13 protein-coding genes are annotated in these 14,110 nt (G+C 64.4%); 3 read left to right on the plus strand and 10 right to left on the minus strand.

The annotated features are described in order from the left end of the window. Positions 1-430 precede the first annotated feature (430 nt). The gene (locus tag AC25Y4_RS06280; protein ID WP_488119540.1) at positions 431-871 is read left to right on the plus strand and encodes a pyridoxamine 5'-phosphate oxidase family protein; all 441 of its coding nucleotides are present in this window, start codon (positions 431-433) and stop codon (positions 869-871) included. A 123-nt stretch (positions 872-994) separates the two neighbouring features. On the opposite strand, the gene AC25Y4_RS06285 is transcribed toward AC25Y4_RS06280, so the two are convergent. The 9 genes from AC25Y4_RS06285 to AC25Y4_RS06325 are packed head-to-tail and all read right to left on the minus strand — an operon-like array spanning position 995 to position 10,978. Next, complete coding sequence (locus AC25Y4_RS06285) at positions 995-2,209, minus strand: glycine C-acetyltransferase (RefSeq protein ID WP_488119541.1); 1,215 nt, start codon at positions 2,207-2,209, stop codon at positions 995-997. Between the two features lie 15 nt (positions 2,210-2,224). Next, positions 2,225-3,268 carry an L-threonine 3-dehydrogenase gene (tdh, locus tag AC25Y4_RS06290; RefSeq protein ID WP_488119542.1) on the minus strand — a complete coding sequence of 348 codons (1,044 nt, stop codon included), beginning with the start codon at positions 3,266-3,268 and terminating at the stop codon, positions 2,225-2,227. Positions 3,269-3,323: 55 nt separating this feature from the next. Next, positions 3,324-4,382, minus strand: coding sequence for a Gfo/Idh/MocA family protein (locus AC25Y4_RS06295; RefSeq protein WP_488119543.1), 1,059 nt, complete (start codon positions 4,380-4,382; stop codon positions 3,324-3,326). Next, positions 4,379-5,416, minus strand: a complete 1,038-nt coding sequence (locus tag AC25Y4_RS06300; protein ID WP_488119544.1) for a Gfo/Idh/MocA family protein — start codon at positions 5,414-5,416, stop codon at positions 4,379-4,381. The genes AC25Y4_RS06295 and AC25Y4_RS06300 overlap by 4 nt, the downstream gene beginning before the upstream one ends. A gap of 11 nt (positions 5,417-5,427) precedes the next feature. After that, positions 5,428-6,267 carry a carbohydrate ABC transporter permease gene (locus AC25Y4_RS06305; protein ID WP_488119545.1) on the minus strand — a complete coding sequence of 280 codons (840 nt, stop codon included), beginning with the start codon at positions 6,265-6,267 and terminating at the stop codon, positions 5,428-5,430. Between the two features lie 46 nt (positions 6,268-6,313). Continuing rightward, entirely contained in the window at positions 6,314-7,279 is a 966-nt protein-coding gene (locus AC25Y4_RS06310; RefSeq protein WP_488119546.1) for a carbohydrate ABC transporter permease, read from the minus strand. A 5-nt stretch (positions 7,280-7,284) separates the two neighbouring features. Further along, positions 7,285-8,580, minus strand: a complete 1,296-nt coding sequence (locus AC25Y4_RS06315; protein ID WP_488119547.1) for an ABC transporter substrate-binding protein — start codon at positions 8,578-8,580, stop codon at positions 7,285-7,287. A 59-nt stretch (positions 8,581-8,639) separates the two neighbouring features. Continuing rightward, positions 8,640-9,824 (minus strand): Gfo/Idh/MocA family protein, encoded by a 1,185-nt coding sequence (locus tag AC25Y4_RS06320; protein ID WP_488119548.1) that lies wholly within the window; start codon positions 9,822-9,824, stop codon positions 8,640-8,642. Then, positions 9,821-10,978: an ROK family transcriptional regulator gene (locus tag AC25Y4_RS06325; RefSeq protein WP_488119549.1), complete on the minus strand. Its 1,158-nt coding sequence runs from the start codon at positions 10,976-10,978 to the stop codon at positions 9,821-9,823. The genes AC25Y4_RS06320 and AC25Y4_RS06325 overlap by 4 nt, the downstream gene beginning before the upstream one ends. A gap of 289 nt (positions 10,979-11,267) precedes the next feature. On the opposite strand from AC25Y4_RS06325, the gene AC25Y4_RS06330 reads away from it, so the two are divergent. Beyond that, positions 11,268-12,281 carry a DMT family transporter gene (locus AC25Y4_RS06330; protein ID WP_488119550.1) on the plus strand — a complete coding sequence of 338 codons (1,014 nt, stop codon included), beginning with the start codon at positions 11,268-11,270 and terminating at the stop codon, positions 12,279-12,281. Here AC25Y4_RS06330 and AC25Y4_RS06335 read toward each other — a convergent pair. Further along, on the minus strand, positions 12,234-13,085 hold the full coding sequence (locus tag AC25Y4_RS06335; RefSeq protein ID WP_488119551.1) for an RDD family protein: 852 nt from the start codon (positions 13,083-13,085) through the stop codon (positions 12,234-12,236). The genes AC25Y4_RS06330 and AC25Y4_RS06335 overlap by 48 nt on opposite strands. Positions 13,086-13,102: 17 nt before the next feature. On the opposite strand from AC25Y4_RS06335, the gene AC25Y4_RS06340 reads away from it, so the two are divergent. Further along, positions 13,103-14,098 carry a stage II sporulation protein M gene (locus AC25Y4_RS06340; RefSeq protein ID WP_488119552.1) on the plus strand — a complete coding sequence of 332 codons (996 nt, stop codon included), beginning with the start codon at positions 13,103-13,105 and terminating at the stop codon, positions 14,096-14,098. The last annotated feature ends 12 nt before the right edge of the window (positions 14,099-14,110 follow it).

The following is a 14,110-nucleotide window of genomic DNA, read 5'->3' on the forward strand; positions in this document are numbered from 1 at the left end:
TGGGGCAGGCCCTCCGCAGGCTCCGGGCCTGCCCCACACCCCCATAACTCGGCACCCCGCCACACCCACCACTCCGGACAGCCGGCGAGGCCACCAGGCCGGCGGGCGAAGGCTGCTAGGCGGTGCGGATACAGGATGAGCGTGGTGGACCGAGCGAAACTATCTGGTATCCGGTGACAGCAGGCTGATCCGTCCTGTCCTCGCGACCGCGACGCGACGGTGCAAGTGCGCCGGCGGGGCTCACTGGGGCGCCGCGCTCATCGAACGCAGGTATGCGGGCACTGCAGAGTGCGCGCAGCTGCGTTCAACCCGCGCCGCACGACATTGTGCCGGGTGGCGGGTAGCTGTGGGCCCGTGAGACGACGGCGCGAACTCGCGCCGCTGCGGCGCTTGTGCGTTTCGGCGGTGAGAGACGTTGTTATCCTGTGGCATGGCTGTAAACGCGAATGATCTCGCCACCGTCGTTGCGTTCATTCGCGCTGCCGGTCGCGGCGTTGTCGCCACGGTCTCCTCGAGCGGGCAACCAGAAGCAGCACTAGTTGGGCTCGCCATCCTCGACGACGGCACACTGCTTTTCAACAGTCATGAGGACGCCCGAAAGATCGTGAATCTTCGCTCGACTGACCGAGTTGCGATTGTGGCAGGCACGGTCGGTGGCGTTTCGGTTCAGATAGAAGGGATCGCAGCTATCGTCCAAGGCGCCGAGCGGGACTCGTTTGGCGCGGAATACAACCGACAACTTCCTGGATCGCGCGCGCAGTCGAGTGGGTTTGCCGTCGTCGTTGTCCGACCTGTCTGGATTCGGGTCTATGACGTCACCGCGACGCCGCCGACCGTGACAGAAACCACGGTGACCGGAACGATCCTGTAGAAGGACCACGAGACACCACCAAGTGCTGCAGCAGCAGTGGCGCGTGCCTGGGCGACGGCAGCCTGGGGACGTTCGGGTGTAACTGACTAACGGGGTTCGGTATCGGCCGCGCTGGGGCGGGCGTTACGCCGTCGAGGCGGTGGTGGTGGTCGCCGCCCTGGCCGCCACGAAGGCGCTCACGCAGGTCTCTACGTCGGCGGGGGAGTGTGCGGCGGACAGCTGCACGCGAATGCGGGCTTCTCCGCGCGGGACTACGGGGAAGCTGAAGGCGGTCACGAAGACTCCGCGGGAAAGCATGTCGGTCGCGATCCGGGTGGCCGCTGCGGCATCGCCGAACATCACAGCCACGATCGGGTGCTCACCGGGGAGCAGGTCGAAGCCTTCGTCCGCCATCCTCGACCGGAACAGGGCTGCGTTCTCGTGCAGGCGTGTCCGCAGCTCGGTGGCGTCCTCTGCCAGGTCGAGCGCCGTCAGCGTTGCCGCGACAATGGCCGGAGCCAGGCTGTTGGAGAACAGGTAGGGCCGCGCACGCTGGCGCAGCAACTCCACGATCTCAGCCCGTCCACTGACGTAGCCGCCGGATGCGCCGCCAAGCGCCTTCCCGAAGGTGCCCGTGTAGATGTCCACCCGAGAGCCAACACCGGCGAGCTCTGGGGTGCCGCGTCCGCCAGCGCCCATGAAGCCGACCGCGTGGGAATCGTCGACCATCACGAGCGCGTCGTACCGATCCGCCAGGGCACAGATCTCGGCCAGGGGAGCGAGCGACCCATCCATTGAGAACACACCGTCGGTGACGATCACGCGCCGCCTGGCACCTGCAGCCTCGATGAGCTTCGCCTCGAGGTCAGCCATATCCGTATTGCGGTACCGGTAGCGGGCTGCCTTCGACAAGCGGATACCGTCAATGATCGATGCGTGATTCAGTGCATCGGAGATGATGGCGTCGTCGGCGCCCGCGATGACCTCGAAGACACCACCGTTGGCGTCGAAGCACGACGAGAACAGGATGGTGTCGTCGGTGCCGAGGAAGCGCGACATCCGCTGCTCGAGCTCGAGGTGGAGGTCTTGCGTGCCGCAGATGAACCGCACACTGGCCATGCCGAACCCACGGGTGTCCATGGCGTCTTTGGCCGACTGGATGATTGCGGGGTGGTTCGCCAGGCCCAGGTAGTTGTTGGCGCAGAAGTTGAGCACGCTCGCAGCATCGGCGCCGGCGTTCCCCGCCGTGATGCGAGCTGACTGCGCGGAGGCAATCACCCGCTCCGCCTTGTACAGGCCGCTGGCCTTGATGTCATCGAGCTCGCCCTTGAGGCTGTCCTGCACCGTTGCGTATGTCATCGTGTTCCTTCGTGTTTAGAGCTGGGTCCAGTCGAGCACGACCTTGCCGCCGCCACCGGCGCGTGCAAGATCGAAGCCGCGCTGCCAGTCTGATGCCGGAAGCTCGTCGGTCACAACCGAGGTGATCGACTCGCGGAGGGCAACGCTTGACTGAAGCATGGCGCTCATGGCATTCCACGTCTCGAACATCTCGCGGCCGTAGATCCCGGTGAGGGTGATCATGTGGCTCACGACAGTCGCCCAGTCGACGTCGATGGGTGCGCTCGGCAAGCCGAGAAGCGCGATGGATCCGCCGTGGTTCATGTTGGTGATCATCTCGGGGAGAGCCCTCGGGTTTCCCGACATCTCAAGACCGACGTCGAAGCCCTCGCGCATGCAGAGCTCTCGTTGCGCGCCGGCCACATCGGCTGAGCGCACGTCGACGGCGAGGTCTGCTCCCATTCCACGGGCCAGCTCAAGGCGGGCGGGGGACACGTCGGTGACGACGATGAATCGGGCGCCGGCGTGGCGGGCAACCGCGGTCGCCATCAGGCCGATGGGGCCTGCGCCCGTGATCAGGACGTCTTCGCCCACCACCGGGAACTTCAGTGCGGTGTGGACGGCATTTCCGAACGGATCGAAGATCGCGCCCAGCGTTGGGGTCACATCCGCGTGGTGCACCCACACATTGCTCTCCGGGATCACGACCATCTCGGCGAACGCGCCGTCACGTTGCACGCCGACGCTGACGGTGCGGATGCACATGTGGCCGCGGCCTGCCCGGCAATTGCGGCAGATGCCGCAGACCACGTGCCCCTCTGCCGACACCCGGTCGCCGATTTTCACATCGCGCACACTCTGTCCGACAGCGATGACCTCGCCATAGAACTCGTGACCAGGCACCAGCGGTGCCGTGATCATGCTCTGCGCCCAGTTGTCCCACGACTCGATGTGCAGGTCGGTGCCGCAGATTCCGGTGCGCATCACCCGAATCGTGACCTCGGTCTCGCCGGCGATCGGTTCCGGACGGTCGACAAGTTCGAGACCGGGACCGGTCGCCGACGTGAGGAGGGCTTTCATCAGGTGTCCTTAGTGCGGTGGGGCTGACGTGCAGTGGGCTGGGCGGTTGAGCGAGCTACGCGATGGTGATCGGTGTGCCGGAGAGCGCCGAGCGACGTGCCGCGTCGACGATCTCCAGTGTCCGCAGCCCGACATGGCCGTCGGGCTGCGGCTGTACTGCCGGAGCTTCGCCGGGGGTCGGTGCTCCGGAGAGCTGCACCGCGCGCAGGAACTCGGTCAGCAGCAGGCTGTCGACGTCGGTGGCAAAGCCGAGGCGGATGCCGCCCCCGACGCCCTGGCCGCCGACGTGCTCTGCGAAGGGCTCGACCTCGACGGAACCGAGGGTTCCCGTCACCTGCAGCGTCACTCCGCCCCAGGTCGGGGCGTTGTCTGGCTGGCTCCATGAGCAGTCGATCGTGGCGATGAGGCCGCTCGGATAGGTGATCGTCACCAGGCCGCCGGTCTCAACGTCAACACCCTTGTCTGCATGCAGGATGCTGTTGGCCGCCGCGTACACCGTGCGTGCGCGCGCGCCGTCGGTGATGACATCGATCAGGTCGGCGCAGTGCACGACATGGTCGACGAGAGCGCCGCCGCCGGAGAGCTCCCTGTCGGTGAACCATCGACGGGAGTCGATCGGGATCTTGCCGTTGTTTGTGCCAAAGACGGCGAACGGTTCGCCCAGACGACCAGCGTCGAGATAGCCGCGCAGTGCCGTGAACTGGGGAGCGAAGCGCACCGGGTACGCGATCATCAGGATGACGCCGGCCGCTGCGCAGGCGTCAACCATGGCTTCGCCGTCGGCGACCTCTGTGGCCAGCGGCTTCTCGCACAGGATATGCACCCCGGCCGCCGCAGCCTGCTCGACGAGCGCACGGTGGCGTGAGTTCTCGCTCGTGATCACGACGGCATCCGGCTTCCAGGCGAAGAGCTCGTCGTAGCTGTCGACATAGTCGACACCCAGTGAGGCTGCCAGAGCGGCCCCGCGCAGCGCGGCATCCGGTGCAGCAGCGCCGTCGGGATCTGCGGTGAGGACCTGGATGCCCGGCATCGCGGCGAGAGCAGAGGCATAGCCGGCCGCGTGCACATGCGCGAATGACGCAATGGCAATTTTCAGTGGTGCCGGGGCGGTCATGCTGCTACCTCTGCCTTCGATGCAAACTTCGACATGGTGACGACCTGCCCGGTCGCCAGGGATTCCTGGGCTGCTTCAGACAGGTACACCGCAATGGCGCCGTCTTCTGCCGTGACCCGCGGCACGGGGCCGCCCCTGAAAGCATCCGCGAACTCGCGGATCTCTGTGAGGTACGGGCTCTCACGCAGCGATGACGATGGGATGACCAGGTTCGCCTCGTCGGGCACCTGCAGCTCGGCGGTGAAGCCATTGTTGTCGAGCGATGAGTACGAGATGACGCCCTTGTCGCCCGCGATGGAGAAGCCGGTCTTGAACTTGGTGCCCAGCGCACCCCACGTGGCGTGGATGTGCGAGATGGCGCCGCCGACGTGTGTCAGCGTGACGTGCGCAGAGACGAACGGGGGGATGACATTGTCGATCGTTGGCGGGTTCTGCACGGCGTACACGGTCTCGACTTCGCCGCAGGTCCAGCGGGCCTGGTCGAAGTCGTGGATCATCAGGTCCATCACGATGCCGCCTGACGCGGCCTGGTCCTGGAACCAGGTTCCGATGCCGGGACTCGAACCCTCACGGAAGAACCGCGCAACGGCGACCTGCCCGATCTTGCCCGCAGCTACCGCGCGGTGAGCGGCAGCGTACGGGGCGGTGAAACGCACGACGTGAGCGGGATACAGCTGAACGCCGGCCTCCATCGCTGCCGCGTGCACCTCGCGGGAATCGGCAGCGGTCAGCGTCAGCGGCTTCTCGCAGACGACCTGCTTGCCGGCCGCGATAGCCGCCAACGCGATCGACTTGTGCGTTGGCGTCGGGGTGACGATATCGATGAACTCGGCGCGGCGCAGCACCTCATCAAAGGTGTCGACGACCTCAAGGTCGAACTGCTCAGCCAGCTCGGCGGCTCCGACCTCTGAATAGACGAGCACGTGGGCGCCCAGCGCTTTCCACGCTGGGGCGTGCACCCGTGAGATACCGCCGGCTCCGATCAGTCCGACGACGAATGCCGAGGTGGACGCGCCTGTAGGCGTGGTGTTCATGAATTTCTCTCTTACTTCAGGCCAGAGAAGGCGATGCCTTCGACGACTCGACGCTGCAACAGGATGAAAGCGATGAGGATGGGTGCCATCGCCAGGAGCGAGGCCGCCATCATCACGCCGATGTGCACGCTTCCGCGGTAGCCCTGCAGGGTGGCGAGTCCGACGGACAGCGGCATGGATTCAGGAGTGCTGGCCACGACGAGCGGCCACAACAGGTCGTTCCACGACGCCAGGATGGTGATGATCGCCAGCGAGACGATGCCCGGCTTGGCCAGCGGCAGCATGACGCGCCAGAAAATCTGCCAGCTGTTGCAGCCGTCGAGCCTGGCCGCCTGCTCCAGCTCTGTGGGCATCGTCTTGAAGAACTGCATCATCATGAACGTGCCGAAGGCGCTGAAGAGGCCGGGAGCTGCGATACCGATGATGGTGTTGAGCAGGCCGAGGTTCTGCACGATCTGGTACTGCGGGATCAGGTATACCTGGCCGGGCACCATCAGGATCGAGAGGATCAGCCCGAGCAGCAGGCCCTTGAACTTGAACTGCATTCTGGCGAATGCATAACCTGCCATCGAGCACATAACGACCTGACCGAGGGTGCGGAGCGCTGTGATGCCGATGGAGACCCAGAACTGGCTGAGGAACGGCAGCCGCTGGAAGACTTCTGCGTAGTTCTCCCACTCGATGCCCGATGGCCAGAGGTTCGGCGGGATCGAGGTGATCTCCGCCTCCGTGGAGATAGACATCTTGATCTGCCAAACGAACGGGAAGATCATGACGATTGAGGCGATGATCAAGATCGTGTGTGCGATCCAGTTGCTGCCGTGGTTGACGGTGCCCCGCGACGCCTTCACACGGTTTCGCCGTGTCGGTTCCGCGTGTATCGCGCGGGAGAGAGTTTCAGTCGACATAGTGAACCCATCTGCGCTGAAGTCGGAATTGGAAGAACGTGAAGACCGCGATGATCACGAGTACGAACATGGCGATGGCTGACGCGTAGCCCTTCTCGTTGGTGAGGAAGGCTGCATCGTAGAAGAGGAAGACGAGCGACTGCGTCTTCGGCATCACGGGGTTGCTCGGGCCGAGGAGGGCGTAGAGCATGTCGAAAAGCTGGAATCCACTGATCAGCGTCATGACTGACAGGAAGAAGATGGATGGGCTGAGCAGCGGCACCGTAATGGAGCCGAACTGTCGCCACCGGCTCGCGCCGTCGATTGAAGCGGCCTCATACAGTTCTGGCGGGATGCTCTTCAGCCCGGCAGAGAGGATGATCATGTTGAACCCGATCGACATCCACAAACCCATCACCGCGACGGCGATGAGAGAGAACCACTCGGTGGAAATCCACGCAGGGCCTTCGATGCCCACAACGCGAAGAGCCGAGTTGATGACGCCGTACTCCTGGTTGTAGATGATCTTCCAGACCATGGAGATGGCGGTCGGCATGGCCACATACGGCAGGAAGAAGCAGGTGCGATAGACCATCGCGAACTTGAGGCCCGGCTGGTTCAGCAGGCTCGCAAAGCCGACAGCGATCGGGATGCCGAGGAGCAGGATGACCGTGTAGATCAGCGTGTTGGCGATCGCCCGGCCGACCTGTGGGTCAGCAGCGAGCCGCACGTAGTTGTCGAGGCCGATCCAGGTTGTTCCGCCGAAAGCTCCCCATTCGGTGAAGCTGAAGTAGAACGACTGCAGGAGGGGCCAGAGGTAGAACAGTGCCACACCCACGAAGAGCGGGAGCACGAACAACACCGGCCAGTACCCATCGATGGGGCGTTTTTTGCGCGCTACGGGCGCACCGGATGCCTTGCCCGTCGCCGGGGCGGACGCGACAGCTGCGCCCGCCCCTTCCTTCGTGATGACCATGGTTCCTATTTCTCCTTGGTCAGTGCTTCGTTCATCTGGTCAGCGAGGTCCTGTGCGACCTCGGCGACCGGGCGCTGCCCAGAGAATGCCTCTGGAAGCAACGCGCCTTCGAGCTTGTTCCAGGCGCTCGTGTTCTTTGACACCGGGTAAGCGACGGCGTAGTCGGTGGCAGCGTCAAGGAACACCTGCAGGTTGTAGCCGGGAACCGAGTCGACGAAGGTCTGCTGTGTTCCGGTGAATGCCGAGTTGGCGACGCCGGATTCTGCCTGGATGACGGCAGCTTCCTTCGAGGCGAGGTAGGTGAAGAACGCCTGCGCTGCGGGGTCACCGGCAGACTTCGCGCTCAGCGCATTGCCGACACCGTGGATGACGGTCTCGCGCTTGCCTGCAGGGGACAGCGGCAGCGGCGCAGTGGTCACGTCGTCGGCGACGACGGACTCGAGCAGGCCGGAGACCTGCCAGTTGCCCGTCCAGACGAGTCCGGCCTGGCCGTTGAGGAACTTGGTGAGACCAGAGGTGTCGGCGTTCTGAGCCGGTGAGAGCATCGAGCCGTCTGCGACCATGTCGGCCCAGAACTGCAGTGCCTCGATGGTCTTCGGGTCGTCGTAGCCGGAGACGCCGTCTTCGAGGATGGTGCCGCCGTTGCTCAGGATTGCCGGGTAGACCATGGCCTGGTTGTCGTAGTTGTCACCGGAGCCAACGATGCCCTGGTCGCCCAGGGTGTCGGAGATCTTCTTGGCGGCTGCGTGGTAGTCGTCCCACGTCCAGTCCTCCGTCGGCGCGGCGACGCCGGCCTGCTCGAGGATCTTCTTGTTGTAGAAGACGGCGATGGTGTCGAAGTCCTTCGGCACGCCGAACTGCTCACCGTCGTAGGTGTAGATGTCGTTCATGGCCGTCGGGTAGTTGGCCGGGTCGATCAGGTCGGCGTCGGCGAACGGCTCAACGGGTGCGAGCAGGTCGTTGGACGCGAACAGCTGGAAGTTCGGGCCGTTCATCCAGAACACGTCGGGCAGCGTGCCGGACGAGCCCTGGGTCTGCAGCTTGGTGAAGTACTGACCGTATGCGGTGACGTCTACCGATACATCGACGTTCGGGTAGGTCTTGTTGAAGTCGGCGACGAGTTCTTTCATCGCAGGTTCCTGGTTGATGTCCCAGATCGCGTACGAGATTTTACCCTTGACGTCGGCCGGGGCTGTGTCGGTGTCGATCCCGCTTGACGCGTTGCCGGTCGCCGATGTGGCACAGCCCGTCAGCAGAAGTGCCAGTGCGGCCACTCCTACCGTTGTTCGAAACAGGCGCATTCGATACTCCTTATTACGTTGGTTGTTCGGTGATCTGCGAGGCGTTGCGGCAGAGCCGTCTACCCGGATGCAGTTTGGTGATTGTCGAAATACCGAAGCAGCTGCTCCGGCAACGGCTCGATCACGTGTGGCATCGATCCGTCGCGCAGTGACTCCGCGGCTTTGATACCCGTCGCAACGGCCTGACGCGCGGCGACAGGCGACGTCTCGGTCGCCCCGCCCTCACGCACAAACCGCAGGAACTCAGCCATCGTGAGTTGGTCGGCACCGCCGTGGCCGTGCTCGTCACCTCCGATGGAAAACTCCAGGTCGCCCTGTTCTTGATAGTTGTGGCGCTTGTTCCAGACCCGGATGACGCCGCCGGCTGAATCCCCGAAGTTCTCGACCCGGCCGCGTGTGCCGATCACGGTGTAGTTGCGCCAATAATCAGGAGTGAAGTGGCACTGTTCGTAGGAGGCCAGAACGCCGTTGGTGAGCCGCATCTGGATCATCGAGATGTCTTCGACATCGATGACAGGGTTCAGGTCTGTCTGCTCCTCAGGGGGCCAGTTGTCGTGGCTGAACCAGTCGCCCATCAGCCGGTCGGTGTTGTCACGCCGTGAGGTTACGTCGCCGTACACGGCGAGGTCGCCCATACCGGTGACCCGCTCGGTGTACGCACCGGCAAGCCAGTGGATGACGTCGATGTCGTGCGCGCCCTTCTGGAGGAGCAGCGTGCCGACATGCTCGCGCTCTGCATGCCAATCCTTGAAGTAGTAGTCACCGCCGTTGCCGACGAAGTGCCGGCACCAGACGGCTTTCACTTCACCGATTGCACCGCTCTGCACGATGTCGCGCAGTTGGCGGACGACGCTCATGTGACGCATGTTGTGGCCGATGTAGAGCTTGCTGCCCGATTCGTAGGCGGCACGCAGGATGTTGTCGGCGTCTGGCAGGGAGATGGCGAGTGGCTTCTCGAGGTACACGGCGATGCCGGCACGCAACAGGTATTCGGCAACCTCTGCGTGGGCATCGTCTGGAACCGTGACGATGGCCGCATCGATGTTGAGCTGCGGCAGTGTGCGGTAGTCCGTGACGAATTCGACGGAGTCGCCGAAGAGGTCGCGTGCCCGTTGTGCCGCTGCGGGGCGCACGTCAGCGACGGCGACGAGTTCTGCCCGGTTGCCGTCTGCGGCGACCCAGTTACCAATGGCGGCACGTGCCCCGACGCCGACCAGGGCGACGCGGAGGTCTGCGGCGCTCACGCGTTGTCCCCGACGCTGATGTCTGGCACAGGAACTCCGTCGATGCCGAAGAGGCGCGTTGATGCGCTCTCGAAGGCGAGTGCCAGGGAGCCGAGCACTGTGCCATCTGAGCCGAGCGTCGACGCGGCGACGTTCGGTTTGCCCTCGATCATGATGAGACGGTGGATCTCGGTGCGCAGTATCTCAACGAAGAGCCCCCCAGACTGGGAAAGCCCGCCGCCGACCACGATCAGGTCGGGGTCGAGCGCCAGGCTGACGGTGGTGAGGCGCGGAGCGATCTCGACTGCGAGCTGCGTGATTTCGGCCAACGCGTCCGCATCGCCGGCGAGGGCCTTTGCGAAAACCTGCTCGGCAGTCGGCGCGCTCGTCCAGACGAGCTGCCCCTGCACTGAATTCTTCGTCCAGTGCATACCGCGGAGGCTGCCCACCTCGCCTGCGCTGCGATGCGCGCCCTGGTAGATGCCACCGTCCCGCGTAAGCGCGAGAGAGATGCGGTTGCCGATCTGTACGTACAGAGTGTTGTCGACCAGCTGCGCGGCGCCCATGTGGTGCTCGGCGAAGGCCGCGAGCTTGATGTCGTTCTCGAGGACGACATCACAGTCGAAGGTGGCGCCGAGGCGCTGGGCAATGTCGGCGCCGTTCCACTCAGGCACGGCAAAGCTGTGCGAGAGCTTGTTGTCGAAGCCCATGATGCCCGACACCCCGAGGCAGAGTGCCTTGAGCTTTCCCGCGCCAACGCCGGAGGCGGTGTACGCGTCCCTGACGGTCTCAGCGACGAGCTCCATCCGCTGGCTGGCAGTGGGGGCGCCCTCGATCATTCGTTCTGCGCGTGCAATCACAGTGCCCTGCAGGTTGGCCAGCAGAACGCGGATGTTGCGTGGACCTGCATCGACGCCGGCCACGATGGCGCTGTCGGCCTGGAACTGGAAGCGGCGTGCCGGACGCCCGCCGCTCGCGGTCGACGAATCGGCAGAGGCGCCAGCGACGACTCCGTGTACCTCAAGGCCGGCAATGACGGCGTCCACCGTCGGGCGGGAGAGCCCGGTGCGCTGGGCGATATCACTGATTGTCAGCGGGCCGGCGGAGGTTCGAAGCACATGAACGCAGGTGAGTGCGTTCGCATGACGGATGTCTGCGGGACTGGGGGCAACCATGATGAGCTCTCTCTTTCCCGCAGCACGTGATGCGGTGAAGGTAAAGCTAGCAGGTTATGTAACCACCTATCGAAACCCGAAACAACTTCTTAATATCTTTGTTACAAACCACTGAAATAAAGCAATGGCGAAGCACGAACGTCGATTGGTTGATACAAAACCACGTTTGAGAACTCGATGAGCACGTTCCATTAGGCGAATGCTGTGTCGACGAACGATGATTGGCCCAGCGAACAACGACGTGGAAGCGAGCACGAATGTCCGGCACATCTGCGGAACGAATCGAGGCGTGAGCGGCCGCACGGCGCGATCGGTGGGGGAGTCTGCCGCACTGGTGGTGCTTCTGGCGTCGACGTGGCTGATTGTCGGAGCGTCACTTCATGAAGCCAGTACGGCGATTGTGTCGGCGGGGCGGACGGGGTTCACCGTCATGGGTTTGCTGGCCCTCACGTGGTGGTCGGTGTCCAGAACGCCATCGTCTTCGAGAAACGACGATTCCTCCCGTGCGACCCCATCCCGATACCGCTGGTGGCAGGTGGTGCTCCTCGCGCTGACCGGCGTGAGTGCCTATACGGTACTGTCAACCGTTGCAATCAGCCTGAGCGGCCCCGCGCTGCCAACCTTGGTCATGGCGCTCACGCCGGCCGTGGTCCTGGTCGCCGAAGCGCTCACGACCCGCACTCGCCCGCCAGCACGCGTGGTCGCTGGAACGACCCTCGCGGTCGCAGGCGCGGTTGGCTACGTTCTTCCCCGGCTTTCGGACGCGACAGCTCAGGGAGTCTGGCTCGGTGCCTGTGTCGCAGCGGCGGCAATGTTGTCGATGGCGTTCTACACCCTGTATTTCGCGAGGGTGAACCGTGGGTATCAGGGAGCGATGGCTCCGCGGATCCTGCCGATCTTCGGGGTGGGCGCCATTCCTCTCGCGATCTGGGCCGCGGTGCGGGTTGCGGCTGGCGACAGTGTCAACTGGTCATCGATCGGGATGCTGGCGTTCCTCGGTATCGTGATTTACGTCCCCGTCTATCTCCTCCAGCATCGGCTCCTCGTGACGAGCGGGCCCTCGTACGTGGCGCTCCTCGGGCTCGCCACTCCGGTTTTGGTCGGAGCCAGCTCTGCGGCGCTACGCCTGGCAGCGGTCCCCACACCCTTTCAGATCGCAGGCATGACGCTGACGCTATTCGGGATGTTCCTTGTTATCCGACGCAAGCCCGCTCCCGCACTGATCCACGAAGCGGTGCGCACGCCTGAACCGGCGTCAGCGGGTGGGGAAGTCGTGGGGTTGCCCGGTGAGCACCGGACGTAACCGGCTCAGCTGGTTTCGCTCCAGCATGAGTGCCGTGTATTCACGTTCGCGGCGCAGAGCGTGGACACCGGCAAGGAAGGCCTCCGGGTGGCACTGCGGGACAGGTGAGACAAAAGGTGTGGCTTCATGGGCCAGTTCTGCGCCGATGCGCGCCCGACTCGTGGGGCTGAGCTTGGCCGCCTGCTGGAGGAACTGCGAGATTCGGCGAGTGAGGGCGTCTGGCAGGGATGCGACATCCGCTGTCTCAGCCCAGGCGCTGAGCTCAGGAGGCATGCCGAACACCACGTTTGTGAGTTGGGGGACCCGCTCGTGCTGGCTGTACGTTCCGGCCAGGAGATCGCCAAGGCGCTTCGATCGAGAATTGAGGAGCCCGGCCACGGCCGCGATGCCGCCGAAGGTCATGTAGATCTCGATCACCCCGACGAGCGCACGAATGAACGAGTGCCGCAGCCCGATGGCGCCGCCATCGTCACGCACGATGCGCGCCCCGACCGCTAGCTTGCCGAGGGACCTGCCACCGGTCGCTGTCTCGACCAGTGTCGGCACGATGAGGATGGCGAACACCAGGCCGGCGATGGAGAGCGCCTGCATGAAGGCGGCGTCGAGGGAGTCGGCGAACAGCCAGCTCACGATCAGGACAAGTGCGAGGTAGAGCCCGATGTAGGCGAACCAGTCGATGATGGTGCCCGCTGCCCGCAGGATGACGCTCGCCGGACGTACATCAAGCGCGACGGCCTCGCCCGTCACGAGTTCGTACTCGCCGGGGACATCTTCGTCGTGGACGGGCACCTGCAGGTCTGCCATGTCTACTATTGAACCAGATGGACCTCGACGCATACACGGCAGCGCATCGCGCCGAATGGGACCGCCTCGCCGAACTCGGCCAACGGCGGCGTTTGTCGGGTGCGGAAGCCGACGAATTAATCGAGTTGTACCAGTCGGGTGCCACCCAGCTTTCGGCGATCAAGACCACCGCCGGTTCCACGGTGCAGGGCGATCGGTTGTCGGTGGCGCTGTCGCGGGCGCGGCTCCGCTTCACCGGCACCAGCACGAATCTGATGTCGCAGCTTCCCCAGTTCTTCCTGCTGCAGCTGCCCGCCGCGCTGTACCGGTTGCGCTGGATCACGCTCGCCGTTGCCGTCGTGACCGTTCTCGTCGCCTGGCTCTACGCCTCGTGGGCCCTCAGCGATCCCCGGGTGCTCGCCAATTTTGGCTCGGACGCCGACCTGCAGAAATTGGCCAGCGACGACTTCGTCAACTACTACTCAGAGAACCCGGCCGCGTCATTCGCGGGGCAGGTGTGGACGAACAACGCCTGGATTGCCGCGCAGTGCATCGCCTTCGGCATCCTCGGCGTCTATGTGCCGTACATCGTGCTGCAGAACGCGCAGAACGTGGGCGTCTCAGCTGCCGTGATGTTCGCCTACGACAAGGGGGACGTGTTCTTCCTGTACATCCTGCCGCACGGACTACTGGAGCTCACGGCGATCTTCGTGGCGGCGGCCGGCGGGCTCCGCATCTTCTGGGCGTGGATTGCGCCTGGGGCCAGGACCCGCGGGCAGGCGCTCGCCGAGGACGGCCGTGCGCTCTTCACGGTGGCGATCGGCCTGGTCTTCGTGCTGCTCGTCTCCGGCATCATCGAAGGATTTGTGACCCCGGCGCCGTGGCCATGGCCCGTGAAGATCGGCATCGGCGCTGCGGCGCTCTGCGCGTTCCTCGCCTACATGCTCATCCTGGGGCGCAGGGCATACAGAGCCGGCGAGACCGGCGACCTGGGCGAGTTTGACTCTGGCGCACGTCGGATCTTCGCCGGCTGAGTGCCGGTTCTC

This window comes from Leifsonia sp. Y878, assembly GCF_057669685.1.

Coding starts and splice junctions, on each gene's coding strand:
- AC25Y4_RS06280 (WP_488119540.1), top strand. CDS start 431: ATGGCTGTAAACGCGAATGATCTCGCCACCGTCGTTGCGTTCATTCGC.
- AC25Y4_RS06285 (WP_488119541.1), bottom strand. CDS start 2,209: ATGACATACGCAACGGTGCAGGACAGCCTCAAGGGCGAGCTCGATGAC.
- tdh (WP_488119542.1), bottom strand. CDS start 3,268: ATGAAAGCCCTCCTCACGTCGGCGACCGGTCCCGGTCTCGAACTTGTC.
- AC25Y4_RS06295 (WP_488119543.1), bottom strand. CDS start 4,382: ATGACCGCCCCGGCACCACTGAAAATTGCCATTGCGTCATTCGCGCAT.
- AC25Y4_RS06300 (WP_488119544.1), bottom strand. CDS start 5,416: ATGAACACCACGCCTACAGGCGCGTCCACCTCGGCATTCGTCGTCGGA.
- AC25Y4_RS06310 (WP_488119546.1), bottom strand. CDS start 7,279: ATGGTCATCACGAAGGAAGGGGCGGGCGCAGCTGTCGCGTCCGCCCCG.
- AC25Y4_RS06315 (WP_488119547.1), bottom strand. CDS start 8,580: ATGCGCCTGTTTCGAACAACGGTAGGAGTGGCCGCACTGGCACTTCTG.
- AC25Y4_RS06325 (WP_488119549.1), bottom strand. CDS start 10,978: ATGGTTGCCCCCAGTCCCGCAGACATCCGTCATGCGAACGCACTCACC.
- AC25Y4_RS06335 (WP_488119551.1), bottom strand. CDS start 13,085: ATGGCAGACCTGCAGGTGCCCGTCCACGACGAAGATGTCCCCGGCGAG.
- AC25Y4_RS06340 (WP_488119552.1), top strand. CDS start 13,103: ATGGACCTCGACGCATACACGGCAGCGCATCGCGCCGAATGGGACCGC.